General features: G+C 68.8%; 22 protein-coding genes and 1 tRNA gene. 12 read left to right on the top strand and 11 right to left on the bottom strand.

Annotated features, from left to right (window positions below):
- Nucleotides 1-32 precede the first annotated feature (32 nt).
- Together trxA and OG948_RS18765 are read left to right on the top strand one after the other, a co-directional pair.
- Complete coding sequence (trxA, locus tag OG948_RS18770; RefSeq protein ID WP_395867763.1) at nucleotides 33-359, top strand: thioredoxin; 327 nt, start codon at nucleotides 33-35, stop codon at nucleotides 357-359.
- Between the two features lie 242 nt (nucleotides 360-601).
- Nucleotides 602-1,780: an N-acetylmuramoyl-L-alanine amidase gene (locus OG948_RS18765; RefSeq protein ID WP_406297643.1), complete on the top strand. Its 1,179-nt coding sequence runs from the start codon at nucleotides 602-604 to the stop codon at nucleotides 1,778-1,780.
- A 381-nt stretch (nucleotides 1,781-2,161) separates the two neighbouring features.
- Here OG948_RS18765 and OG948_RS18760 read toward each other — a convergent pair whose 3' ends face one another.
- The 8 genes from OG948_RS18760 to rpmH form a co-directional block, all read right to left on the bottom strand.
- Nucleotides 2,162-3,352, bottom strand: a complete 1,191-nt coding sequence (locus tag OG948_RS18760; protein ID WP_406297642.1) for a ParB/RepB/Spo0J family partition protein — start codon at nucleotides 3,350-3,352, stop codon at nucleotides 2,162-2,164.
- On the bottom strand, nucleotides 3,349-4,281 hold the full coding sequence (locus tag OG948_RS18755) for a ParA family protein (protein WP_395867965.1): 933 nt from the start codon (nucleotides 4,279-4,281) through the stop codon (nucleotides 3,349-3,351). The genes OG948_RS18760 and OG948_RS18755 overlap by 4 nt, the downstream gene beginning before the upstream one ends.
- A gap of 268 nt (nucleotides 4,282-4,549) precedes the next feature.
- Nucleotides 4,550-5,302: a 16S rRNA (guanine(527)-N(7))-methyltransferase RsmG gene (rsmG, locus tag OG948_RS18750; protein WP_406300290.1), complete on the bottom strand. Its 753-nt coding sequence runs from the start codon at nucleotides 5,300-5,302 to the stop codon at nucleotides 4,550-4,552.
- 82 nt (nucleotides 5,303-5,384) lie between these two features.
- Nucleotides 5,385-5,936, bottom strand: coding sequence for a protein jag (locus tag OG948_RS18745; protein WP_406297641.1), 552 nt, complete (start codon nucleotides 5,934-5,936; stop codon nucleotides 5,385-5,387).
- A 68-nt stretch (nucleotides 5,937-6,004) separates the two neighbouring features.
- Nucleotides 6,005-7,162 carry a membrane protein insertase YidC gene (gene yidC / locus OG948_RS18740; protein ID WP_406297640.1) on the bottom strand — a complete coding sequence of 386 codons (1,158 nt, stop codon included), beginning with the start codon at nucleotides 7,160-7,162 and terminating at the stop codon, nucleotides 6,005-6,007.
- A gap of 2 nt (nucleotides 7,163-7,164) precedes the next feature.
- The gene (yidD, locus tag OG948_RS18735; protein WP_020557146.1) at nucleotides 7,165-7,509 is read right to left on the bottom strand and encodes a membrane protein insertion efficiency factor YidD; all 345 of its coding nucleotides are present in this window, start codon (nucleotides 7,507-7,509) and stop codon (nucleotides 7,165-7,167) included.
- Nucleotides 7,506-8,009 (bottom strand): ribonuclease P protein component, encoded by a 504-nt coding sequence (rnpA, locus tag OG948_RS18730; protein ID WP_395867752.1) that lies wholly within the window; start codon nucleotides 8,007-8,009, stop codon nucleotides 7,506-7,508. The genes yidD and rnpA overlap by 4 nt, the downstream gene beginning before the upstream one ends.
- A 16-nt stretch (nucleotides 8,010-8,025) precedes the next feature.
- Nucleotides 8,026-8,163 carry a 50S ribosomal protein L34 gene (rpmH, locus tag OG948_RS18725; RefSeq protein ID WP_010849920.1) on the bottom strand — a complete coding sequence of 46 codons (138 nt, stop codon included), beginning with the start codon at nucleotides 8,161-8,163 and terminating at the stop codon, nucleotides 8,026-8,028.
- A 350-nt stretch (nucleotides 8,164-8,513) separates the two neighbouring features.
- Here rpmH and dnaA point away from each other — a divergent pair, with 350 nt between their 5' ends.
- The 9 genes from dnaA to OG948_RS18680 all read left to right on the top strand — a co-directional run bounded on the left by dnaA (nucleotide 8,514) and on the right by OG948_RS18680 (nucleotide 21,390).
- Nucleotides 8,514-10,517, top strand: coding sequence for a chromosomal replication initiator protein DnaA (gene dnaA, locus OG948_RS18720; protein ID WP_406297639.1), 2,004 nt, complete (start codon nucleotides 8,514-8,516; stop codon nucleotides 10,515-10,517).
- Nucleotides 10,518-11,360: 843 nt separating this feature from the next.
- Entirely contained in the window at nucleotides 11,361-12,494 is a 1,134-nt protein-coding gene (gene dnaN / locus OG948_RS18715) for a DNA polymerase III subunit beta (protein WP_395867748.1), read from the top strand.
- A 190-nt stretch (nucleotides 12,495-12,684) separates the two neighbouring features.
- Nucleotides 12,685-13,626 (top strand): phosphogluconate dehydrogenase (NAD(+)-dependent, decarboxylating), encoded by a 942-nt coding sequence (gene gnd, locus OG948_RS18710; RefSeq protein WP_406297638.1) that lies wholly within the window; start codon nucleotides 12,685-12,687, stop codon nucleotides 13,624-13,626.
- An 18-nt stretch (nucleotides 13,627-13,644) separates the two neighbouring features.
- Nucleotides 13,645-14,787 carry a DNA replication/repair protein RecF gene (gene recF / locus OG948_RS18705; RefSeq protein ID WP_406297637.1) on the top strand — a complete coding sequence of 381 codons (1,143 nt, stop codon included), beginning with the start codon at nucleotides 13,645-13,647 and terminating at the stop codon, nucleotides 14,785-14,787.
- On the top strand, nucleotides 14,780-15,307 hold the full coding sequence (locus tag OG948_RS18700; protein WP_395867742.1) for a DUF721 domain-containing protein: 528 nt from the start codon (nucleotides 14,780-14,782) through the stop codon (nucleotides 15,305-15,307). Before recF ends, OG948_RS18700 begins: the two co-directional genes overlap by 8 nt.
- Nucleotides 15,308-15,700: 393 nt before the next feature.
- Nucleotides 15,701-17,737: a DNA topoisomerase (ATP-hydrolyzing) subunit B gene (gene gyrB / locus OG948_RS18695; RefSeq protein WP_406297636.1), complete on the top strand. Its 2,037-nt coding sequence runs from the start codon at nucleotides 15,701-15,703 to the stop codon at nucleotides 17,735-17,737.
- 82 nt (nucleotides 17,738-17,819) lie between these two features.
- The gene (gene gyrA / locus OG948_RS18690; protein WP_391587269.1) at nucleotides 17,820-20,444 is read left to right on the top strand and encodes a DNA gyrase subunit A; all 2,625 of its coding nucleotides are present in this window, start codon (nucleotides 17,820-17,822) and stop codon (nucleotides 20,442-20,444) included.
- 399 nt (nucleotides 20,445-20,843) lie between these two features.
- Complete coding sequence (locus OG948_RS18685; protein WP_406297635.1) at nucleotides 20,844-21,266, top strand: DUF3566 domain-containing protein; 423 nt, start codon at nucleotides 20,844-20,846, stop codon at nucleotides 21,264-21,266.
- Between the two features lie 50 nt (nucleotides 21,267-21,316).
- Nucleotides 21,317-21,390, top strand: a tRNA-Ile gene (locus tag OG948_RS18680).
- Between the two features lie 87 nt (nucleotides 21,391-21,477).
- Here OG948_RS18680 and OG948_RS18675 read toward each other — a convergent pair.
- From OG948_RS18675 to OG948_RS18665, 3 genes are all read right to left on the bottom strand, one after another.
- Nucleotides 21,478-21,636 (bottom strand): hypothetical protein, encoded by a 159-nt coding sequence (locus OG948_RS18675; protein ID WP_406297634.1) that lies wholly within the window; start codon nucleotides 21,634-21,636, stop codon nucleotides 21,478-21,480.
- 1,190 nt (nucleotides 21,637-22,826) lie between these two features.
- Entirely contained in the window at nucleotides 22,827-23,330 is a 504-nt protein-coding gene (locus tag OG948_RS18670; RefSeq protein ID WP_406297633.1) for a hypothetical protein, read from the bottom strand.
- Nucleotides 23,331-23,611: 281 nt separating this feature from the next.
- Entirely contained in the window at nucleotides 23,612-24,814 is a 1,203-nt protein-coding gene (locus tag OG948_RS18665; protein ID WP_406297632.1) for a helix-turn-helix domain-containing protein, read from the bottom strand.
- A 284-nt stretch (nucleotides 24,815-25,098) separates the two neighbouring features.
- On the opposite strand from OG948_RS18665, the gene OG948_RS18660 reads away from it, so the two are divergent.
- The gene (locus tag OG948_RS18660) at nucleotides 25,099-25,398 is read left to right on the top strand and encodes a recombinase family protein (protein WP_406297631.1); all 300 of its coding nucleotides are present in this window, start codon (nucleotides 25,099-25,101) and stop codon (nucleotides 25,396-25,398) included.
- The last annotated feature ends 289 nt before the right edge of the window (nucleotides 25,399-25,687 follow it).

Below are 25,687 nucleotides of genomic sequence, written 5' to 3'. Positions count from 1 at the left end.
AGACCGCCATCCGAGCACACCGAGGAGCAACCATGGCCGGGGCCACCACCACCGTCACCGACAAGACCTTCGACACCGACGTCCTGATGAGCGACAAGGCAGTGCTCGTCGACTTCTGGGCCGAGTGGTGCGGCCCGTGCCGCCAGATCGCCCCGGCCCTGGAGCAGATCGCGGAGGAGAACGCCGACAAGCTCACCGTCGCGAAGCTGAACATCGACCAGAACCCGGAGATCACCACCCGCTACGGCGTGATGTCGATCCCGACCCTGCACGTGTTCAAGGGCGGCGAGATCGTCAAGACGATCGTCGGCGCCAAGCCGAAGTCGATGTTGCTCAAGGAGCTCGCCGAGTACGTCTGAGCCGACGCGTTCGACGCACCGGCCGCACGGCACACGAGGGGCGCTTCCCGGAACCGGGGAGCGCCCCTCGCGCGTGTCAGGGCGTACCGTCGACCGGCGGGCGAGCGGCGAACGGCCGCGAGCCGCACACCCTGCCCGCTCGAGCCGGAATCCGGGCCCCGAGAGCCCCGCTCCGGTACGGGAACGGCCGAATGCGCGCGTACGATCGAGTGTTGCGTCAAAACTCGGGAGGACTTCTTTCCATGACCATGCAGCGGCGGTACCGACGCGGTGACACCGGCCCCGCAGTGGCCGAGATCAGGTCCAAACTGGTGCTGCTCGGCCTCCTGCCCGCCGGTGCCCACGCCGTCCACGGCACCGGCGACACGGACGGCCACGGCGGCTACGCGGACGCGGTGTTCGACGATTCCGTGGACCTGGCCGTCCGGCATTTCCAGCAGCAGCGCGCGATGACCGTGGACGGCGTCGTCGGCCCGGAGACCTACCGTCACCTCGACGAGGCACGGTGGCGCCTGGGCGACCGCATGCTGTCCTACTCGATCGGTCACCCGACGGTCGGGGACGACGTGGCCACCCTGCAACAGCGACTGCTCGACATGGGCTTCGACTGCGGCCGGGTGGACGGCATCCTGGGCCCGGCCACCGAGCGCGCCCTGCGCGAATTCCAGCGCAACTACGGACTCGGCGCGGACGGTACGTGCGGACCGGCCACGTTCCGAGCCCTCGACCGGCTCGCGCGCACGGTCGTCGGCGGCCAACCGCACGCGATGCGCGAGTCCGAACTGCTGCACCGCTCCGGCCCCTCGCTGGCCGGCAAGACCGTGGTCATCGACCCGGGCCACGGCGGCACGGATCAGGGCGTGACGGCGCACGGGCTGACCGAGGCCGAGGTCGTCTGGGACCTCGCCCGGCGGCTGGAGGGCCGACTGTCCGCCCTGGGCGTGCAGGCATACCTCACCCGAGGCCTGGACTCCGACGGCATCGGCGAGGAGGAGCGCGCGGTCTTCGCCAACGCGACGGACGCGGACCTGGTGATATCCCTGCACGCGGACCGCAACGAGAGCCCGCGCGCCGCGGGCGTCTCCTCCTACTACTACGGCAGCGGCAGCGACCGGTACGGGCGGCGCTCGCCGACCGGGGAGCACTTCGCGAGCCTGGTCCAGCGCGAACTCGTGGCGCGCACCGGCATGGTGGACGGCCGCACGCACGGGAAGGCGTGGACGCTGCTGCGGCGCACCCGGATGCCCGCCGTACGAATCGAGGTGGGTTACCTCACCAACGCGGAGGACGCGGCCCGACTGGCCTCGTCTGAATTCCGCGACCACGCCGCCGAGTCGGTGGTGGTGGCACTCCAGCGGCTCTACCTGCCGCCGGAGGAGGACGTCCCCACGGGGATGTTGCGGCTGCCCGTCTTCACCTGAGCCGATCGGCCTTCGCCCGATCGCACGTCGGGTCCTCGGGTACCACCGGATCCACCGGCCGGCGTGAGCCCCGCGGCAGCGCGTGGACCGGGATCGCGGGCCCGTCCGGCGTCCACGGCATCGGGACCGGCCCCCGCGGACGCGGCGACCCGGCGAGCAGCCCGCCGACGAATCCGCCGACGGCACCCACTCCGAGACCTGCGACGACCCAGCGCATCGATCTCATCGCCCCTCCAGGGGTGGTGCCGCGTTTCACGTGAAACGCGGCGCGAACAGTGACACCGCGCACGGCGGACCGGGCGACACGTTTCACGTGAAACACAAGCAAGGAAGGGGCCCTCGGTCAACGACCGAGGGCCCCTTCCCGCGTTCCTTTGCCGACTACGGGACGAGCAACGAGGTTTCCGTGCCGGCCGCGGACGCCGAATCCGCCTCCCGGTCCACATCCTCCGGGTCCACGTCACCCGGCGCCGCATCCACCGCGTCCACGTCCGCCGCGCCCGTCGAAGCCGCGCCGGCCCGAACGGGTCCGGCCTGACCGGGCAGTTCCGGCTCGGACAACCGCTTGGCGAAGTGGTCGCCCTCGCCGGGTGCCATCGAGGCGAGGATGCGCTCCAGGTCCTCGATCGAGGCGAACTCGACGACGATCTTCCCCTTCTTCTGCCCGAGGACGACCTTCACCTCGGTCTCGAAGCGGTTCTTGAGCCGGTCCGCGAGATGGTTCAACGCGGGCGCGACGATCCGACCGGCACGCGGCTTGTGCGCCTTGGACTTGGCCGGACCCTCGTTGTTGATCGAGCGGGCGATCTCCTCGACCGTCCGCACGGTCATGCCCTCGGCGATGATCCGCTTGGCGAGCTTGGTCAGCTCGTCGGGCCGATCCTCCAGCGCCAACAACGCCCGCGCGTGTCCGGCGAGCAACGTGCCCGCCGCGACCTTGGAGCGGACCTCCATCGGCAACTTCAACAGCCGCATCGTGTTGGTCAGATGCGGACGCGAGCGACCGATCCGGTCGGCCAGCTCCTCCTGCTTGCAGTCGAACTCCTCCAACAACTGCTGGTAGGCCAGCGCCTCTTCCAGCGGGTTGAGCTCGGAGCGGTGCAGGTTCTCCAGCAGCGCGTCGAGCAGCAGCTTGTCGTCGTCGGTCACCCGGACGATCGCCGGGATGTGGGTCAGCCCGGCCTTGCGGCAGGCCCGCCACCGCCGCTCGCCCATCACCAGCTCGTAGGTGCCCTCGGCGGTCGCCCGAACCACGACCGGCTGGAGGACGCCCACTTCCCGGATCGACTGGACCAGCTCGGCCATCGCGTCCTCGTGGAACACCTCACGCGGCTGGCGGGAGTTCGGCACGATCAGATCGAGCAACAACTCGGCGTACAGCGCGGCGGCGGGAGCGGGTTCGGTCTTCGGTGAATCCTGCACCGGGACCGACGTCGGCGACAGCGCCGACTCGTCCGTCGCTATCTCCGCCATCTTGCGCAGGGTCGCCGCAGCGGAGGACGAGGGCTGCAACGGCCGAGGGGGGATGAGCGATCCGAGCCCCTTGCCCAATCCCCTGCGTTGTCCGCTCATACTTCCTCCTTCGCCTTCGCCACGCCGCGCAGCGCCATCTCCCGAGCCGCTTCAAGATACGACAACGCCCCGGTGGAGCCCGGGTCGTAGGTCATCACGGTCTGCCCGTAGCTGGGTGCCTCGGAGATGCGCACCGAACGCGGAATCGCGGTGGGCAACACCTCGTCCGGGAAGTGGTCGCGCACCTCCTGGGCCACCTGGGAGGCCAGCCGCGTCCGGGCGTCGTACATGGTGAGCAGGATCGTCGACACGGCCAGGTTCGGGTTCAGGTGCGCCCGGACCAGTTCCACGTTCCGCAACAGCTGCCCGAGGCCCTCCAGCGCGTAGTACTCGCACTGGATCGGGATGACCACCTCGGCACCGGCCACGAGCGCGTTCACGGTCAACAGGCCGAGCGACGGCGGGCAGTCGATCAGGATGTAGTCCAACGGCTGCTCGTACGCCGCGATCGCGCGTTGCAGCCGGCTCTCCCGGGCGACCAGTGAGACGAGTTCGATCTCGGCGCCGGCGAGGTCGATCGTGGCAGGCGCGCAGAACAGGCCCTCGACATCGCGCACGGGCTGGACGACCTCGGCCAGGTCGCGTCCCTCGACCAGCACCTCGTAGATCGACGGCGTGCCGGCGTGATGATCCACCCCGAGCGCGGTGGAGGCGTTGCCCTGCGGATCGAGGTCTATCACCAGGACACGGGCACCGTGCATGGCCAGCGCCGCCGCGAGGTTCACGGTCGACGTGGTCTTGCCGACGCCACCCTTCTGGTTCGCGACCACCATGACCCGGGTGCGCTCCGGGCGAGGCAGCCCCTCCGAAGCACGGCCCATCGTCTCGACGGCCTGTCTGGCTGCTCGGGCGATGGGCGTGTCTTCGATACCGGGCGCCTCTGTTTCACGTGAAACGTCGATGGGGGCGCCCACTCGGGGCGCCGGCATCGAGGCTGTCGGGTACTCGGACGGCAACGGTCCACTCTCCTCTCCTGCCGCGGCGACATGGGAACTCGGGCCGACGGAATGACCACGCACTGCGGCGGCACCCTCAGAGGGTGTCACGTTCCGGCGCGCCTCAGGTGAGTAGAAGCGTTTCCACGGAAGGCGTTTCACGTGAAACACGATCTCGGGTATCGCGGTGGGAGCACGTTCACGACACACCCCGAGCGGGCAGGAACGGCGTTTCAGCCGTCCGGCCCAACCCGGGGACGAACTACTTCCCGGGACGCCGCTTGGTCGTCTTCGCGGCGCGTCGCGCCTTCGTCGTCTTGGACTCCTTGGCCGACACGGTGCCGATCCGCACCCGCACGACGGTGGTCAACGGATCGACGATCCCGGCCCCGGCGTGCGCGACCCGCCACGAGACCGCGCCGAGCTTGCGCAGGTCCGCCTCGGACTCCAGCAGTTCCTCGGCGGCCGAATCGCCCTTGAGCGCGAGCATCTCGCCGCCCGAACCGAGCAGCGGCAACCCCCACCCGGCCAGCTTGGCCAACGGCGCGACCGCGCGCGCGGTGACCACGTCGGCGGAGGTACGGCCGCGCAGCTCCTCGGCGCGGCCACGCAACACCTCGACGTTGTCCAGACCGAGTTCCTCGACCACCTCGTCGAGGAACGTGGTGCGCCGCAACAACGGCTCGACGAGGGTGATGCGCAGGTCCGGCCGAACCAGCGCGAGCGGGATGCCCGGCAGGCCACCGCCCGAACCGACGTCGTGCACGATCGCGTTCTCCGCGATCAATTCGGCGACTACCCCGCAGTTGAGCAGGTGCCGCTCCCAAAGCCGGCCAACTTCGCGTGGGCCGACCATGCCCCGGCGTACACCGGGCCCGGCCAGCAGATCGGCATAGCGAATCGCGCGGTCCAGGTTGGCACCGAAGAGGCGGCCTGCCGCCTCCGGCGCCTCGGGCGCGCGCTCGTCCACCGGCGGGTCGGGGGTCGTGTCGTCCTGACGTTTCACGTGGAACATCATCCCAGGAACGGCGCCGGCCCCACCTGTGATGCAGGTGGGGCCGGCGCGACGGTTTGCGGAAACGGATCCGTGGACCCGATCAGGCAGGCAGGACGACGACGCAGCGATTGGGCTCCTCGCCCTCCGACTCGCTGCGCAGTCCGGCCTCCGCGACGGTGTCGTGCACGACCTTGCGCTCGAACGGGGTCATCGGCTTGAGCTTGAGAGAGGTACCCGCGGCCTTGACCTCTACCACCGCCTCGGTGGCGATCTCCGCCAGGTTCGCCCGCTTGGCGGCACGGAACCCGTCCACGTCGAGCATCAACCGGCTGCGCTCGCCGGTCTCCCGGTGCACCGCCAGCCGGGTCAGTTCCTGGAGGGCCTCCAGGACCTCACCGTCGCGGCCGACCAGACGCTTGAGGTCGGCGCCGGAGGATTCGCTCTCGTCCCCGGCGATCACCGAGACCGACGCGCGCCCGCCCTCGACGTCCATGTCGATGTCGCCGTCGAGGTCGGCGATGTCGAGCAGGGCCTCCAGGTAGTCCGCGGCGATCTCGCCCTCCTGCTCCAGACGGCTGATCTCCTCCGCGGTGAGCGTGATCCGACGCGAGGCGGCGGGTGAGTCGACGGCGGGGGTCGTGCCTTCCGTCACAGGGGAACTCCTTTGTGGACGAGTGAGCGAGTCGTTGGGGTGGGCGGCGGCCGGCCCTTCGAGGGTGGTCACTTCTTCCTCGGATGCTTCCGGCTCTGGGTCTGCTTGCGCGGGCCGGCGTTACGCGCACCGGAGTGCGGGGTCCGCGCGGTCGAGCCCTTGACCGAGCCGTTCGACCGGGCGGTGCCGTTGCTCGCCGCGGTACCGGCCTCCGAGGTCTCCTCGGCGTCCGTGCCCGCCGCGTCCGCGTCCTCCCGAGCCCGGGCCTTGCGCTGCGACTTGGTGAGCCTGGTGGGCTGCTGGCGCCGGGCGGCCTGGGCCTTGAGCTCGGCCTGCTGGGCCTCGTACTCGGCGGCGTCCATCACCTTGCCGTCGGGAAGCAGCACCTTGCCCTGCTTGCGCGCCTTCTCCGCGAGCTTCTCCTGCCGCACCTTGAACGCCGGGCTGCCCGGGGTGGGGTTGCGGTTGATCACGAAGAGCTGCTGGCCCATCGTCCACACGTTGGTGGTCAGCCAGTAGACGAGCACGCCGACCGGGAAGTTGATGCCGAAGACCGCGAACATGATCGGGAACGCGTACATCATCAGCTTCTGCTGCTTCGCGAACGGGTTGCCCACGAGCGAAGCGGGGTCGGTGTTCTTCGTCATCAGCTGGCGCTGGGTGAAGAACTGCGACCCGGACATCATCACGATCATCACGATGGTGACGATGCGCACGGTGGTCAGGTCGGCCCCGAGGCTGGCGATCTTGGCCGCCGAGTCGGTGAACTTGGCGGCGATCGGCGCACCGAAGATGTGCGCCTGCTGCGCGCTGTTCACCAGGTCGCGGTCGATCACACCGACCGTGCGGTTCTGCGAGATGCGCTGCAGTACGTGGAACAGGGCGAAGAAGAACGGCGACTGGACCAGGATCGGAAGGCAGCTCGAGAGCGGGTTGGTACCCGTCTCCTTGTAGAGCTTCATCATTTCCTGGGACTGACGCTCACGGTCGTCCTTGTACCGCTTCTGGACCTCTTTGATCCGCGGCTGCAGCGCCTGGAGTCCGCGGGTTGCCTTGATCTGCTTCACGAAGAGCGGGATCAGGCAGATCCGGATGACGACCACGAGGCAGACGATGGACAAGCCCCAGGACCAACCGCTGTCCTTGCCGAAGATCGGGCTGAACAACGAGTGGAATTGGACGATGATCCAGGATACGGCGGTATATAGGGGGTTAAGGATCCCCACGGTCAAGCTCCTCGGGCGGTGGTGTTCGCACCGGGCGCGGGCTCGGTACGGCCGGTGCTGGACGTCTGCTGCCGCTCGTGCGGCTCCGACTCCGAGCGCGACTTCCGTTCGGGGAGTCGCCACGGTCGGCGTGTGCGCGGCGGCACAGGATCGACACCGCCAGAGTTCCAGGGGTTGCAGCGCAGGATGCGCCACACGGTGAGGTAGGTGCCCTTGAACGCGCCATGGACGGACATCGCCTCATACCCATAATGCGAGCACGACGGGTAGAAGCGACACACCGGCCCCAACATCGGGCTGATCGTCCACTGATAGACCCGAATGAACCCCATGAACAGGTACTTCACGCCGTCGCTCCCGGCTTGGCCGCGGGTCCGTCCGTGCGAACCGCGACAGGGCGCCCGGCCCGGCCCAGAAGCCGGTCGAACGCTGCGTCCAGATCCCGTGCCAGGGCGGAGTGCTCCGCCTGGGCAGCAGGTGGCAATGCCCGTACCACGACCAGGCTACCTGCCGGGAGCAGGGCCATCCGATCGCGTATGAGGTGGCGTAGCCGACGCTTGACGACGTTACGGACAACCGCGGGGCCGACAGCCTTGCTCACGACGAAACCCGCACGCGGTGGTGGAGCGTGCTCCACATCCGCGTGCGGGTCCTCTGCCACAGATTGGCGCAGGGTGTCCGGCTCGGACGGCCGTGCGGTCACCGGGGTGCGTTCGGACGTCACGAGCCCACTCGTCTCCTGGCGGTGCAGGTGGACGACCAGGTTCGGACGGCCGGCTCGACGCCCGCGGCGAACCGCGATCGCGAAGTCCTCGCGCCGCCTCAGCCGGTTATCGGCAGGCAGCACGGAGAGATCCGCGAACTCAGGCGGAAAGCTCCGCGCGGCCCTTGCGGCGACGGGCAGCAAGGATGGCGCGACCGGCACGGGTGCGCATGCGCAGCCGGAACCCGTGGGTCTTCGCCCGGCGACGGTTGTTCGGCTGGAAGGTGCGCTTGCTCACTCGGGGGCTCCAGGATTTGAATCGTGGGCCGGCAGAAAAGACCGCCGGCCACCACCGTACGTCCGCATCGACATGATCTCGGACATGCGGCAGCGGTCGTCAGACAACTAGACCGGCCCACGGTACGTACCAACAGGCGACGGGGTCAAATGGGGGATCCGGGGCACGTCGCCCACCTGCGAAAACACAGTATCGAGCAGGCTGTACACAGGCTGTGGACAACGGGTTGAGCAGGTTACCGGGCGCCACTACCGTGAACAGGTGGGTCGGACCGGAGCGCTCGCTCCCGGGGTCCGGGACACTGGGAGCCCTCCCGAGACCTGCGTCGACGCAATGAAAGAGCGTGCACTGTGGCTGACATCACCAGCGACCTCGCCGCAGTCTGGGCACGGTTCCTGGAACGACTGGCCACCGACGACTCGGTCACGGCCAAGGACAAAGGATGGCTCCAGCGGACGCAGCCGCTGACCCTCTTCTCCGACACCGCGCTGCTGGCGGTGCCGAACGAGTTCGCCAAGGAAGTATTGGAGACCCGGCTCCGCCAGGTGGTCACGGACGCGTTGAGCCACGGTTTCGGCCGGCCGATCCGGTTCGCGGTCAGCGTCGAGCCGGGAGCCGGCGAACCCGAGCCGGTGCCCGAGCGGCACGACCGCTCGCCCCGGCACGACGACTACAACCCCGGCCCGTACGGACGCCCCTCCTATGGCGGCGACCGCTACGGCCGCGACGGCTACCCCCAGGAGCCGTACGGCCAGCAGGCGTATCGCCAGGACCGCGATCCGTACGCCGAGCCGCAGTACCAGCAGGACTACCCGCACGATCGCTACGCGCCGGGACCGTACCGGGATCAGCGCGACCCGCGCGAGCAGCGCGATCCCCGGGACGGTCGGGACGGCCGCGAGCAGCGTGATCTTCGTGATCCCCGCGAGCCGCGTGAGCCCCGGGACACCCGCGATCCGCGCGACGCGCGCGACGCGCGCGACCCGCGCGACCCGCGGGATTCTCGTGATCAATACGGCTACGGGGGCGGCCCGAGCGCTTCCTCGGATCATCCGGGAATTCCACCGTCCGACGGAACGCTCTTCGCGGATCGCGAGGACCTGTTCGGACCGCCCGGCTTTTCCACATCGTCCGTCCACAGCTTTGTGGATAATTCGACACATCAATCCGGCGACAGAGAGCAGCCGCCGGGGGCCTCGCAGCCGCCCCAGCAGTCCCAGCCGTCCCACCAGGCGCCGCCCGTACCACCGGCCGACGTGCCCGGCGGGCGACCGCTGCGGCTGGCTCGGCCCGGCACCGGGCGCGAGCACGGAGTGGTCGAACACGAGCCGGCCGCGCGGCTGAACCCCAAGTACCTGTTCGAGACGTTCGTCATCGGGTCCAGCAACCGGTTCGCACACGCGGCGGCGGTGGCGGTGGCCGAGGCGCCCGCGAAGGCGTACAACCCGCTGTTCATCTACGGCGAGTCGGGCCTGGGCAAGACCCACCTGCTGCACGCGATCGGGCACTACGCGAAGAGTCTGTATCCGGGCACCCGGGTGCGGTACGTGAGCTCCGAGGAGTTCACCAACGAATTCATCAACTCGATCCGCGACGGCAAGGCCGACGGCTTCCGCCGGCGTTACCGCGATGTCGATGTCCTGCTTGTGGACGACATCCAGTTCCTGGAGACCAAGGAACAGACGCAGGAGGAGTTCTTCCACACCTTCAACACGCTGCACAACGCGAACAAGCAGATCGTCATCTCCTCGGACCGGCCGCCCAAGCAGCTCGTCACGCTGGAGGACCGACTGCGCAACCGGTTCGAGTGGGGGTTGTTGACCGACGTGCAGCCGCCCGAGTTGGAGACCCGGATCGCGATCCTGCGCAAGAAGGCCATCCAGGAGGGGCTCAACGCGCCGCCGGACGTACTGGAGTACATCGCCAGCAAGATCTCCCGGAACATCCGCGAGCTGGAGGGCGCGCTGATCCGGGTGACCGCGTTCGCCAGCCTGAACCGCCAGCCGGTGGACCTGCAGCTCACCGAGATCGTGCTCAAGGACCTGATCCCGGACAGCGCGGGGCCGGAGATCACGGCGACCACGATCATGGCGCACACCGCCGCCTACTTCGGCCTGTCCGTCGAGGACCTGTGCGGTACCTCGCGCAGCCGGGTACTGGTCACCGCGCGCCAGATCGCGATGTATCTGTGCCGTGAGCTGACCGACCTGTCGCTGCCCAAGATCGGGGCCCAGTTCGGTGGGCGCGACCACACGACCGTGATGCACGCGGACCGCAAGATCCGCTCGTTGATGGCCGAGCGGCGCTCGATCTACAACCAGGTGACCGAGTTGACGAACCGCATCAAGAGCTGATTCGGCGTCTCGAGACCGCTTCGGACCGGCCGGCGTTCCCCTTCGGGGCCGCCGGCCTTCGCATGTCCGGTGTGACCTTCGTCTCATCGCCTCCACGGAGGCCGAGTTATCCACCGATCGGCGCCGACTTGGGCGTCCACACCATGGGGATGACGCGTTTGCCGTCGAGTTCCCCACAATGACTCCGGGATCCTGGGGAAAACGCCGGCGAGCCGGCAGGTCAGGTTCCTGTGGTGATGTGGAGTGGATTCCTCCACAGACTGTGGATAACTTTTCCTTCGCGCGTCGTCCACCGCCGTGTTGTCCGGTTGTCCACGTCCCGTCCACCGAAATTCCGAGCTTGTCCCCAGGTTGTCCACGGATCTGTCCACAGTCGGGCCGGTTTCACCCCTTACGGTGAATCCCGAGCCGAGCGGCGTCCGCAGAGGGTGGGGACAAGTGGCCCTCAACCTGGGGATTGACTGGGGACAAGTACGGGTACGGCTGGGGACGGCCTGTGGAGCCAATTCGGGCATCCACAGACACAGGGGGTTTATCCACTGGTCCACCCACACCTCGAAGTGGACAAAAAACAGCCTCTGACCTGCGCATATACCGGTTATCCACGGTATCCACACCCCCTACTACTACGACCACACGGAGTTCAAGAGAGATCCACGGAAAACGGTCGGGTCGGCCCGAATCTGTGGACTGCGGGTTTGCCGGGGGCTGCGCGGGCTGTCGGCGCGGTGCGTCAGACTGTGTCCCGGTGGTAGGCCCCGACGGCCCGGCACCGATGCCGAACCAACGAACGGCAGACAGACGACAGACAGACGGCCGGTAACGGCAGGAGGCGGTGAACCGGTGAAGTTCCGGGTCGAGCGTGACGTTCTCGCTGATGCGGTGGCGTGGACCGCGCGGAGTCTCCCGGCGCGGCCGGCGGTTCCCGTCCTCGCCGGATTGCTCCTGGAAGCGGCGGACCAGCGACTGACGCTGTCCAGCTTCGACTACGAGGTCTCCGCCCGAGGCGGCGTCGAGGCCGAGATCGACGAGCCGGGCCGGGTGCTGGTGTCCGGGCGACTGCTCGCCGACATCTCCAAGAGCCTGCCGAATCGCCCCGTCGAGGTGTCCACCGACGGCTCCAAGGTGACCGTGGTCTGCGGCAGCGCCCGATTCACCCTGCCCACCCTGCCTGTGGAGGACTACCCGGCGCTGCCGGAGATGCCCACCGCCGCCGGGACGGTCGAGGGCGACGTGTTCGCCGCCGCCGTGGCCCAGGTGGCCATCGCGGCCGGCCGCGACGACACGCTGCCGATGCTGACCGGCGTCCGGGTCGAGATCGAGGGCGACCTGGTCACCCTCGCCGCCACCGACCGATACCGGCTCGCGGTCCGCCAGTTCCACTGGAAGCCCGAGGCCGACGGCCTCTCCTCGGCGGTCGCCCTGGTGCCCGCCAAGACCCTCAACGACACCGCCAAGTCGCTGACCCAGGGCGACAGCGTGCAGATCGCGCTCTCCGGGGACAAGATCGGCGAGGGCATGATCGGCTTCGAGGGAGCCGGTCGACGCACCACCACCCGGCTGCTCGAGGGCGAATTCCCCAAGTACCGGGCGCTGTTCCCGGAGCAGTCGGAGACCGTCGCGACGGTGGAGACCGCCCCGTTCGTGGACGCCGTCAAGCGCGTGTCCCTGGTCGCCGAGCGCAACACCCCCGTGCGGTTGTCGTTTTCCGACGGTCGACTGGTGCTCGAAGCCGGTTCCGGCGACGAGGCGCAGGCCTCCGAGGCGATCGACGCGACGCTGGAGGGCGAGGAGATCTCGATCGCCTTCAACCCGACGTTCCTGCTCGAAGGACTCAGCGCGATCGGCTCCCCGGTCGCCCAGATCTCCTTCACCACGTCCACCAAGCCGGCCGTGATGACCGGCAAGCCGGACGTCGAGGCCGAGGCCACCGACGAGTACCGCTACCTGATCATGCCGGTGCGCCTGTCCGGCTGACGCCGGGCCGCGGCCGAACCGGGACGATCCACACCCGGGTTCGGCCGCGTCCACCGTGCATGACCCCGCAGCAGCACGGGCAACCGCTACCCGCGTACCGTCGACGCGGTGAAAAGCCCCCACAAGGGGTGTGGAAGCGGCCTCGGTGGTGCCCCACCCGGCATCGCAGCAGCGAACGAAGGATTTCAGGATGCAGCTCGGACTCGTCGGCCTCGGCAAGATGGGTGGCAACATGCGCGAGCGTCTGCGGCGCGCGGGTCACACGGTCGTGGGCTACGACCGCAACCCGGACGTCGCGGATGTGCACAGCCTCAAGGAACTTGTGGACGCGCTCCCCGAGCCGCGCGTGGTGTGGGTGATGGTGCCGGCGGGCGCGCCCACCCAGGCCACGGTCGACGAGCTCGGCGAACTGCTGTCCCCCGGTGACGTGGTCGTCGACGGCGGCAACTCCCGCTGGACAGACGACATCAAGCACGCCGAGGCGCTGGCCGCGAAGAACATCGGCTTCGTCGACTGCGGTGTCTCCGGCGGCGTCTGGGGTCGCGACAACGGCTATGCGCTGATGTGCGGCGGCGACGCCGCGAACATCGCGAAGGTCCAGCCGATCTTCGACGCGCTCAAGCCCGAGGGCCCGGCGGGCTTCGTGCACGCGGGCAAGGTCGGGGCCGGGCACTTCGCGAAGATGGTGCACAACGGCATCGAGTACGCGCTCATGCAGGCCTATGCCGAGGGCTGGGAACTGCTCGAGGCCGCCGACGTGGTCACCGACGTGCGCGAGGTGTTCCGCAGTTGGCAGGAGGGCACGGTCATCCGCTCGTGGCTGCTCGACCTGGCCGTGCGCGCGATGGACGACGACGAGCACCTGGAGGGTCTGCGCGGCTACGCGGAGGACTCCGGCGAGGGGCGCTGGACCGTGGAGGCGGCGATCGACCACGCCGTCCCGCTGCCCGCGATCACCGCGTCGCTGTTCGCCCGGTTCGCCTCCCGTCAGGACGACTCGCCACAGATGAAGATGGTCGCGGCGCTGCGCAACCAGTTCGGTGGCCACGCGGTCACCGCCGCGTCGACGCACAAGGGAGCCGACGCCCCGGGTGCCGACACCACGCCGCCGAAGGAGGCCGACGCGGGCTGATCGCCGGCCCGCCCGCCCATGCATGTAGCGCACCTTTCACTCGTCGACTACCGGTCGTACGCCCGGGTCGAGGTTCCCCTCGAACCGGGCGTGACCGCGTTCGTGGGGCCCAACGGCCAGGGCAAGACGAACCTCGTCGAGGCGATCGGATACCTGGCCACCCTCGGCAGCCACCGGGTCGCCTCCGACGCGCCCCTGGTCCGGCTCGGCGCCGAGCGGGCGTACGTACGGGCCAGCATCGTCCGCGAGGACGGCCGCAGCGCGCTGGCCGAGTTGGAGATCAATCCCGGCAAGGCCAACCGCGCCCGGATCAACCGCTCGGCCGCGACCCGGCCGCGCGACCTGCTCGGCCTGCTGCGCACCGTGCTGTTCGCGCCGGAGGACCTGGCGCTGGTCAAGGGCGACCCGGGCGAACGCCGCAGGTTCCTGGACGAGTTGCTGACCGCGCGCACCCCGCGCCTGCTCGGCGTGCGCCAGGACTACGACCGGGTGCTCAAGCAGCGCAACACGCTGCTGCGCACCGCGGCCCTGGCCCGGCGGGCGGGCGGCGGCCGCAGCGGCGCGTTGAGCACGCTGGACGTGTGGGACGAGCACCTGGCCGCGACCGGCGCCGAACTCACCTGTGCCCGGCTCGATCTGGTCGCCGCGCTGCAACCGCTGGTGGACACGGCCTACGACGCGTTGTCCACAGGCGGTGGACCGATCGTCCTGGACTACCGCAGCTCGATGTCGGAGGATCCGCTGCCCACCGACCGGGCCGGCGTGCACGCGGTGCTCACCGCGGCGATCGCGGCGGGCCGGGCGGCCGAGGTGGAGCGCGGCCAGACGCTGATCGGCCCGCACCGCGACGATCTCGTCCTGCGCCTGGGCCCGTTGCCCGCCAAGGGCTACGCCAGCCACGGCGAGTCCTGGTCGTACGCGCTGGCGCTGCGGCTGGGCTCCTACGAACTGCTGCGCGCGGACGGCGGCGAGCCGGTCCTGGTGCTCGACGACGTGTTCGCCGAGCTCGACGTCACGCGGCGGGCGCGGCTCGCGGAGATGGTCGCGCACGGCGAGCAGGTGTTGGTCACGGCCGCGGTGGCCGAGGACGTGCCGGCCGCGCTCTCGGGCGCGCGCTACGACGTCGCCGCGGGCGAGGTCCGGAGGGTCGGGGATGAGTGACGAGGCCCACATCCCGCCCGCCGGCGGCCCCGGGCGGGCCGAGCAGCCGCCCGCCGAGCCGACCCGCGGGATCGACCTGGCCCGCGCGGCGCTGACCCAGGCCCGGGCCCAGGCGCGGACCCGCCACGATGTTCGGCAGGACCAGGCACAGGCCCGACGTGGCTTGAAACGCAGTGGTTCCGGTCCCGACGATCGCGACCCCCAGCCGCTGCGGCAGATCATGGGACGCCTGGTCACCGAGCGCGGCTGGCAGACCCCGGCGGCGGTGCACGGGGTGCTGCAGCGCTGGCCGGAAATCGTCGGACCGGCGCTGGCGGCCAACTGCCGCCCGGAGCGCTTCGAGGACGGCGAACTGGTGGTTCGCGCCGAATCCGACAACTACGCGACCCACGTGCGGTGGCTCGCGCCGAAACTGCTGGCCCGGCTCAACCAGGAGCTCGGCGACGGCACCGTCACGTTCATTCGGGTCCTGGGACCGGCGCAGGAACGCCGCCGGGGACAGTGGCGCGCGCAGCCGTAGGCGGTTTTCGGCCATGGGTGATCGGGCTCGCGCCCGCCCTTGGGCGGGCCGCGGTGCGAACGACCGCCGCCGGCCGGGGCGATGTGTCCGGTGTCATACCGGTCTGACACGCTGTTACCGTCCGAGTCGGTCGCGCCGCGTGGACAGGCATGAGAGCGATTCGGGACCCCGGGGCAAGTAGGGGGACATGCGACAGGGCACATCAGGGCGCCACACGCGGACACAGGCCCCTTGGGAACCCATCTTTGTGTCGCCCCGACCGGTAGACTGAACCAGCAATACCGCTCATGCGGATCCTGTTTCGACTTCCGCGGCTCCGTGCCCGGGGGCGTGTCGGGCCGGCCGGCCGGTCGTCCGACGCTCCCTGCTGATCCTGCTCCCGGGCAGGGAGCCGTGCTGTGCCAGAAAGGGCGCTTCGTGGCCGATTCCGGCAACCCCAAGGAGAATGACGTGGCCGGCTCGCCGGAAACCTCTGCCGCGAGCAACTCGGCGTCGTACGGCGCGAGTGACATCCAGGTCCTGGAGGGCTTGGACGCGGTCCGGAAGCGCCCGGGCATGTACATCGGTTCCACCGGTGAGCGCGGCCTGCACCACCTGGTCTACGAGGTGGTGGACAACTCGGTCGACGAGGCCCTCGCGGGGCACGCGACGCACATCGAGGCGACCATCCTCGCCGACGGCGGCGTGCGGGTGGTCGACAACGGGCGTGGCATCCCCGTCGACATGCACCCGGTCGAGAAGAAGCCCGCGGTCGAGGTCGTGCTGACCATCCTGCACGCGGGCGGCAAGTTCGGCGGCGGCGGCTACTCGGTCTCCGGCGGTCTGCACGGCGTCGGTGTCTCCGTGGTCAACGCGCTGTCCTCGCGCCTGGCGGTGGACATCCGCCGCGACGGCTACCGCTGGACGCAGGACTACAAGCTGGGCACGCCCACCGCGCCGCTGGAGCGGCACGAGGCGACCGACGAGACGGGCACCCAGGTCACCTTCTGGGCCGACGGGGACATCTTCGAGACGACCGTCTACTCGTTCGAGACGTTGTCCCGGCGCTTCCAGGAGATGGCCTTCCTCAACAAGGGCCTGACCATCTCGCTCACCGACGAGCGCCCGGACCACGTGGACGACAAGGGCGAGCAGCTCACGGTCACGTACCACTACGAGGGCGGCATCGCCGACTTCGTGCGCTACCTCAACTCGCGCAAGGGCGAGCTGGTCCACCCGTCGGTGATCGACATCGAGGCCGAGGACAAGGGCCGGACCATCTCGGTGGAAGTCGCGATGCAGTGGAACTCGCAGTACACCGAGGGTGTGCACAGCTTCGCCAACACGATCCACACGCACGGCGGCGGCACCCACGAAGAGGGCTTCCGGTCCGCGCTGACCGCGTTGATCAACCGCTACGCGCGGGAGAAGAAGCTGCTCAAGGAGAAGGACGAGAACCTCGCCGGCGAGGACATCCGCGAGGGTCTGACCGCGATCATCTCGATCAAGCTCGGCGACCCGCAGTTCGAGGGCCAGACCAAGGACAAGCTGGGCAACACCGAGGCCAAGACCTTCGTGCAGCGGGTCGTGCACGAGCACCTCACCGACTGGCTCGACCGCAATCCCAGCGAGGCCGCGGACATCATCCGCAAGTCGATCCAGGCCGCGACCGCGCGCATGGCGGCCCGCAAGGCGCGCGACCTGACCCGGCGCAAGGGCCTGCTGGAGACCGCGTCGCTGCCGGGCAAGCTCAGCGACTGCCAGAGCAACGACCCGTCCAAGTGCGAGATCTTCATCGTCGAGGGCGACTCGGCCGGTGGTTCGGCCAAGTCCGGCCGCGACCCGATGTACCAGGCGATCCTGCCGATCCGCGGCAAGATCCTGAACGTCGAGAAGGCCAGGATCGACAAGATCCTGCAGAACACCGAGGTCCAGGCGCTCATCTCGGCCTTCGGCACCGGTGTGCACGAGGACTTCGACATCGAGAAGCTGCGCTATCACAAGATCATCCTGATGGCGGACGCCGACGTCGACGGTCAGCACATCAACACCCTGCTGCTGACCTTCCTGTTCCGCTTCATGCGCCCGCTGGTCGAGGCCGGACACGTGTACCTGTCGCGCCCGCCGCTCTACAAGATCAAGTGGAGCCGGGACGACTTCGAGTACGCCTACTCGGACCGCGAGCGCGACGCGCTGCTCGAACTGGGCCGACAGGCCGGCAAGCGCGCCAAGGACGACTCGATCCAGCGCTTCAAGGGTCTCGGCGAGATGAACGCCGAGGAGCTGCGGGTGACCACGATGGACATCGACCACCGGGTCCTGGGCCAGGTCACGCTCGACGACGCGGCCCAGGCCGACGAGCTGTTCTCGGTGCTCATGGGCGAGGACGTCGAGGCCCGCCGGTCGTTCATCCAGCGCAACGCCAAGGACGTCAGGTTCCTGGACATCTGACCAGCCGGGGGGATCCGCCGCGGCGCGGATGTCCACACCCGAGTCGGCCCCACGCCACACCTCGAAAGGACTTTGACCAGCAATGGCCGAAGAGAACACCCCGGCGCCCGAAGGCGACCCGGCGGACGCGGTGAACAGTACCGGCGGTCTGCGGATCGAGCCCGTCGGGCTCGAGACCGAGATGCAGCGCAGCTATCTCGACTACGCGATGAGCGTGATCGTCTCGCGCGCCCTGCCCGACGTGCGCGACGGCCTCAAGCCGGTGCACCGCCGCGTGCTCTACGCGATGTACGACGGCGGCTACCGGCCCGAGAAGGGCTTCTACAAGTGCGCCCGCGTCGTCGGCGACGTGATGGGTACGTACCACCCGCACGGCGACACCTCCATCTACGACGCGCTGGTCCGGTTGGCCCAGCCGTGGTCGATGCGGATGCCGCTGGTGGACAGCAACGGCAACTTCGGCTCGCCGGGCAACGACCCGGCCGCGGCCATGCGGTACACCGAGTGCAAGCTCAAGTGGCTGTCCATGGAGATGCTCCGGGACATCGACGAGGACACCGTCGATCTCCAGGACAACTACGACGGCCGCAACCAGGAGCCGACGGTCCTGCCGGCGCGCTTCCCGAACCTGCTCGTCAACGGCTCCGCGGGCATCGCGGTCGGCATGGCGACCAACATCCCGCCGCACAACCTGCGCGAGGTCGCGTCGGGCGCGCAGTGGTTCCTGCAGAACCCGGACGTGTCGGCGGAGGAACTCCAGGACGCGCTGATCGAGCGGATCAAGGGCCCGGACTTCCCCAGCGGCGCGCTGGTGGTCGGCCGACGCGGGATCGAGGACGCCTACCGCACCGGCCGCGGCTCGATCACGATGCGCGCGGTGGTCGAGGTCGAGGAGATCCAGAACCGGCAGTGCCTGGTGGTCACCGAACTGCCGTACCAGGTCAACCCGGACAACCTCGCGCAGAAGATCGCCGACCTGGTCAAGGACGGCAAGATCGGCGGCATCGCCGACGTCCGCGACGAGACCTCCTCGCGTACCGGCCAGCGCCTGGTGATCGTGCTCAAGCGCGACGCGGTGGCCAAGGTCGTGCTGAACAACCTCTACAAGCACACCCAGTTGCAGGACACGTTCGGCGCGAACATGCTCGCGCTGGTGGACGGCGTCCCGCGCACGCTCTCCATCGACCTCTTCATCCGCAACTGGGTGGAGCACCAGATCGAGGTGATCGTCCGGCGGACCCGCTTCCGGCTGCGCAAGGCCGAGGAGCGCGCGCACATCCTGCGTGGTCTGCTCAAGGCCCTGGACGCGATCGAGGAGGTCATCGCGCTGATCCGGGCCTCGAACACGGTCGACGAGGCGCGCACGGGCCTGATCGGGCTCCTGGAGATCGACGAGATCCAGGCCAACGCGATCCTGGAGATGCAGCTTCGCCGGCTGGCCGCCCTGGAGCACCAGAAGATCACCGCCGAGCACGACGAGCTGATGGCGAAGATCACCGACTACCAGGCGATCCTGGCCTCGCCGGACCGGCAGCGGCAGATCATCAGCGAGGAACTCGCCGCGATCGTCGACAAGTTCGGCGACGACCGGCGCAGCGCGCTGGTGCCCTTCGACGGTGACATGTCCATCGAGGACCTGATCGCCGAAGAGGACATCGTCATCACCATCACGCGCGGCGGCTACGTCAAGCGCACCCGGACCGACCTGTACCGCTCGCAGAAGCGCGGCGGCAAGGGGGTGCGCGGCGCGCAGCTGAAGCAGGACGACATCGTCGACCACTTCTTCGTGACCACCACGCACCACTGGATCCTGTTCTTCACCAACAAGGGCCGGGTCTACCGGGCCAAGGCGTACGAGCTGCCGGACACCGGTCGGGACGCGCGTGGTCAGCACGTGGCCAACCTGCTGGCGTTCCAGCCGGACGAGAAGATCGCCCAGGTGCTCGACCTGCGCGACTACGAGGTCGCGCCGTACCTGGTGCTCGCCACCAAGGCCGGTCTGGTGAAGAAGACCGCGCTCAAGGAGTACGACACCAACCGCGCGGCCGGCGTGATCGCGATCAACCTGCGCTCGGACGAGGCCGGTGACGACGACGAGGTGATCGGCGCCGAACTGGTCTCCGCGGACGACGATCTGCTGCTGGTGAGCAAGAAGGCGCAGTCGATCCGCTTCACCGCCACGGACGAGACGCTGCGGCCGATGGGTCGGGCGACATCCGGGGTGAAGGGGATGAGCTTCCGCGAAGGTGACGAACTGCTGTCGATGAACGTGGTGCGTGAGGGTACTTTCGTGTTCACGGCCACCGATGGGGGCTTCGCGAAGCGAACCAGTGTGGACGAGTATCGCGTCCAGGGACGTGGGGGCCTGGGCATCAAGGCCGCCAAGATCGTCGAGGACCGAGGTTCACTCGTCGGGGCTCTCGTCGTGGACGACACGGATGAAATCCTCGCCATCACCCTCGGCGGCGGAGTGATCCGTACCCGCGCCGCGGGTGTCCGGCACACCGGACGTGACACGATGGGTGTGCAGCTGATCAACCTGGGTAAGGGCGACGCCGTTGTCGGCATCGCACGTAACGCCGAACCTGAGCCCGAGGCCGAGATCGACCCTGAGGTCGATGGGGCCGAAGCCGGTGCGGCCGATGGCACGCACGAGCCGACCTCCACCGTCGAAGGGGAGGTCGCGCCCGGCGGGCAGGAAGGGTGACGCGTGAGCACAGACCGGAAGTCGGCCGGCGGGAGAGGCGAGCGCGCCGACCGGGGTCGGGCCGGCGGGCGCGCTGACAGCACGAGCCGTAGCGAGGCGGCACCGCCCCCCACGGGGCCGGTGCCGCCGAAGCCGGTCGCACCACCTCCCGTGAAGGGGACCGGGTCCGCCAAGGACGCGGCGGCACGTCCGCCGCGTCCCGCGGCGCCCACCCCGTTCACGTCCCCCTTCCCTCCCGCGGCTGCGGCGAGCGAGGGTACGGAGCGGCCGCCGGCCGCGGTCAACGGCACACCTGCCGCCGCCCGCCCGACGGCCGGCGGCACGATCACCACGCCGCGCCCGGCCCGGGGCACCCCGGCCGGCGGGACCCCGTCGGCCGGTCACCAAGCGGGGCGGCCCATGGCGCAGCAAGGGCGGGTCGGGCCGGAGGCGCAGCCTCGACCGAACGCGCGCTCCCGGCGGGCCCGGCTGCGGGCGGCGCGGGTGGACCCGTGGTCGGTGATGAAGGTCGGCTTCCTGCTGTCCCTGGCACTGGGCGTGGTGCTGATGGTCGCGGTGAGCGTGCTGTGGCTGGTCCTGGACGGCCTCGGCGTGTTCACCTCGGTGGGCGACACGGTCAAGGAGGCGACCCAGTCGGAGAACAACGCCGGCTTCGACCTCCAGCACTTCCTGTCCCTGAAGAACACGCTCTTCTTCAGCGGCATCGTGGCCATCGTCGACGTCATCCTGGTGACCGCGCTGGCCACTCTCGGAGCCTTCCTCTACAACCTCACCGCGTCCTTCACCGGAGGCATCGAGGTCACGCTGGCCGAGGAGGACTAAGGATTTTGGTGGCGGGCAAGCGGTGCGGTACTCTCTTCGAGCACGCACGCGGGCCTATAGCTCAGACGGTTAGAGCGCTTCCCTGATAAGGAAGAGGCCACAGGTTCAAGTCCTGTTAGGCCCACTCTCGAAAGTGCAGATCAAGGGCCCTTCCCCGTGTCTTGGGGAAGGGCCCTTGATCGTCTTAGGGGAGATTTAGGGGAAACCCGGATCAGGCCGCTTGGTTCTCCTCCAGGTCGGCAATCACCGGCCCCAGGTGCGGAAGCAGACCGACGAGCGTTTCCCGTTCGTTCGCGTCGAGCGCCAAGAGCGAGCCGTCCCAGCGGGCCTCAAGGACGTCGGATACCCGCTGCTCCATTTCCGGCGTCACGTGTTCGTAGACCCGTGCGACAGCCGCGGCCGCCGGCGCGATGTGTTCAAACTTTCTCTACGTGTTCCAGGCGGCCCCGCACGCGGGGCCGCGCGGTACTAAGCCGCCGGCGTGGCCCCCGCCTCCGCCTTCGGCCCAGCGGGAGCCGCGCCGGCGGCCAAGAACCGCGAAACCACGATGAGGACCAGGAGCACGGCCTGGTGGTGAAGCAGACTTCCGCAGGACAGGTTCGCAGCTGCGCTGCGAGTCGCCTGGGGGGCGACCCGTGGCCTTCGGCCACGCCGGGGGCGCGCTCGTTGCGTAGGACTCGAGTTGTCCTCGGCTGGGCTTTGGCACCGCGGCTTCGTAGGACCCCATTTGATGCTCGGGTTGCGTGACCCGCGCGCCGAAACCCCGGTATGCCACCCCGGGCCCCGGCACACCGGGGCCCGGGGCCGTGGGTCGTCTTCCGTAGGGGGCCCAAGTCGGGCGGGACGTCGGCCAGGCCGCGGAGTTCGAGGGGCCTGACCTTGAGGTGCCGGCATAAGTGGCGGACTGTCGAGTCTGGCGACCGAGGTAGGCGGACCATGCTTCCGGGCTCCGGCGTATCTGCACTTCGGGGTCATCCTCTTGGAGTTGGACGAGGTGGTGACGGGCCGCCGATAGTGCGCGGCCGGAGCGGCCGGGTACGAGTTCTCGAAGAGCGACGATCGAAGGACCTACTCGGCGTGCGTCATCCCCGGACGCGATCCGAAGCCAAGCGGCATGAGCGCAGTTGGTGGGGCCGACGACGGTCGTGGGATCGTTGGGCAGGGCCCGGATGCGTCGCCGCGCGACGTCCCGATACAGCTCACACCCTTGCAGGTAGCGGCCGGCCATCACCGACTCCCAGGCGTGAACTTCGCGGGCGGCCCATACGTCGGGATGGTCGACACCCAACGACGCCGCGAGACGGCCGTCCAGGTCGCGCGCCAGGACGACAGCGAGTGTGTGATCCCCTTGATCACTGGCTGCCCGGATGCGCGTGAGGTCCTCCCGGTACGCCGTCGGGTCGGACGCTTGCAGTCGCATTTCAACCGGCGGCTTGGCAACCGTGAGTTTGGTAGGACCGATCGCAGGTGACCGGGCCCCCGGGTGGACGTTCGCCAGTCGCAGCCCAGGTAGGTCAGGCACGAGTTCGATGGTGTCGACGACCAAGCCGGCTCGCTCGATCACTGCATGGTGGATGTCGGAGCATGAGCCTCCACTGGTACCCCAGGAACGCCCCGTGACAGCACGGCGGACAAAGCGCGCGTGAAGGGACTGGTGCCGTCCGCCGACTTGCTTGGAGGGTTGAACACGCCCCACACCGGAAGCCCCTGCGTCAGCGCTGAAGTGTCATCGCGCAGTCGCGCCCAGCTGTCCATGTCTGTCGCGAAGTCCGCGATGACCAGGGTCTCGCCGCGGGGCCGAGAGCGAAGCGCGTTCACCAACCATTCCCACGGCAAGCCGTCATACCGAACGCTACGCGGAGTCGAGTCCCGCAGGCCGAGATGTAAGGCGCCGGTACGGTCGAGCATCAGCAGACCCGAGACATACACGACCAGGGGCCCGGGAGTTCGCCCCGCCGTCGTGATGCGGCTCAGGACCGCGTGGGGATTGACCGCATCGTCTATCTGAACCACGTCGACACCCGAGGCCCGAGGCGCGAAGTACGTGGACGGTATCTCGGTCATCGCGCCCAGGTTGGCCCCGTTGCCGCGCAGCTGCCGACGTGACGCACGGTGCCGGGCACTCTCGATCAACAAGAGATGGCCCCGTACAGCAAGGGTCATCGTCACCCTCCGCTACTTAGGATCATGATGAGGGTGAAGCTACCGCCTGGTTAGGTTGTTGAACAGCGTCGATCGATCAACTGCCAAGTCGGCTTGGCGAGTTGTCCTCGCATAGGTGTACGACAGGAAGCCCCGCCATCCCACGCGTGAGGTGGGTGACGGGGCGTCGGTTGATGTCCGGCCTATCGCAGAACGAGCGGAACGCCGATTGCGCGAGTCAGCTTTGCGACCTTCGAGGTCGATACTTCACCGAGACGCTGAACGATGGCGCCTGAGAGAGCCTGGTGACGAATCCAGTCGGGTGCTTCCTGTGCGATGTCCAGCAGGGTGCGGGTTGCCGAGTCCCACTGCTTGGCCTCGCACTGGGCAAGCGCGACGTCCAGGGCATATCGCGACCGGGCCACGATGGGAATGTGGCGCGGAATGCGAGTGTGCTTGATCAGTTCCAGAGCCTTGCCGTTCTCCTTCAATGCCAGAGCCACCGTGACGGCTTGGATGCGCGCGTCCGTCGGGCCGAACCCGGTCTGGTAGTGGTTGACGTCCTGCCCCAAGCGGGCTGCCGCCGCGTGCCCCTGAGACAGGTAGTCGTGCGCCCTGTCGGGATCTTCGCAGCGTGACGCAGCCACGGCGCCGCGGATCATGAGCCGGCCATAGACGGCCAGTCGTTCCGGAGCGGGCTCCGAGAACGTGGGTTGAATGCGAAGGGCAGCCTCCTCGCAGACTCGCACCGCGTCGCCGGGTCGACTGTCGCGCATGTACACCCACGCCAAGGTCGCGGAGAGCACGGCGGTCATGAGTTCGTCGCCGGACTCGTTTGCTGCGTTGCCCGCGTACACCAGGGAGGCAAACGCGAGGTCGCGTGCTCCGAGAACATTGGCCACGCAAGCGGCGGCCTGGTAGGCGTCCGCGAGGATCACTGCGGCTCGTTCGCGCTCGGGACCGGTGGACGCATCGAAGCGGCTCTTTGCTTCGGGCAGGAGTTGACGGGTCAGTGAGCCGAACTCGACGTAGTCACCCTCCCAGTAGGCCGCCCACATCGTCGCCCGCACCCCTTCGAGTTCGGCAACGCTCCCGGGGTCGACGTCGACGTCGGTCAGGCCGAGAGCGCTGTTGTGCACGGCGCGCGACAGGGCTCGGACGACGTAGCGCTCGGCGTGGCGCATGGCGCGACGCGGGGCCTGCTCACCGAGGAGCACGGATGTGTCCGTGCCGAGCGCGTTCGCGATCTTGACCAGGGAGCCGACCGTTACTGTGCCCCCTTGCTCGACTTTTTGGATCAAGGAGAGCGAAACCCCGGCGGCTTCGGCCAATGCCAGTTGGGTGAGTTCGGCGCCGCGAAGGATCTTGACGCGCTCGCCGGACGTGTATTCGGACCAAGCCACCATGTCTGCCCCTGAGTAGCGATCGGACGCCTACAGCCACTGTAGGCAGGGAGGCATGCCGGACAAGAGATCGTTTGGCCGATCCCGGGGCGAACTCCTACGCTCCGTGCGAGTAGCGGTGATACGACTCTTGGTAGTCCCACACTTCGAATGTTCACCGACTGTGATCACTCTGCCACGCTCGCTTTACGGCCATTCAAGGCAAGATCACCCGGAGCCCACACGATCAGCTTCGACGCTCGGCCTTGGCCGCCGCGAGTCGTGGACGTATCGAGCGTGTGAAAGTCGTGGTCTACGTGTCCACACTCACGCCGGACCGGTCCACTGCGGCCCGTGCCTGCCGTGACTATGCCGAGCTGCACGACTGGCACGTCGAGGAAGTCTTGACCGAAGCCACGAACGAGCCGCCACCGCAACGTCCCGAGTTGACTCGCGCGTTGTCCATGGTGGCCGACCGAACCATCGTCGGCATCGTCACGGCGCACCGATCGATGATCTCGCCCGTCGACACCGATGTGACGTCCGTGGAAGAGACGTTGCGCCGTGCCGGCGCCTTCCTGGCCGTGCTGCCGCAACGGCCTGCTTGAGCGGCGAACTCATGGATGCGGCAGAGCGAATGCAATCCGAAGACCACGCCGACGAACCCCCGGCATCGCCGGGGCAGGGGATCACGATCGGAATCCGACGCACCGACCGCGCGGGAACTCGCGAAGTGGTGAGTCCGACTCTGTTCGCCGGGACCACTTCGATGCCATGGCCCTGGGGAGATGGCGCGCCCACCGCCGAGCCCCCGTGCGCGTGCTCGGCGAACTGCCGCTACCTGCACACCGAATAGTGACCCGCCCTGATGTCGCCTCCTTTCATCGAGTCCCGGCA

The sequence above is a fragment of the Embleya sp. NBC_00888 genome, assembly GCF_045207655.1.
GTDB lineage: Bacteria > Actinomycetota > Actinomycetes > Streptomycetales > Streptomycetaceae > Embleya.
This window is presented reverse-complemented; position numbering and strand designations above follow the sequence as displayed.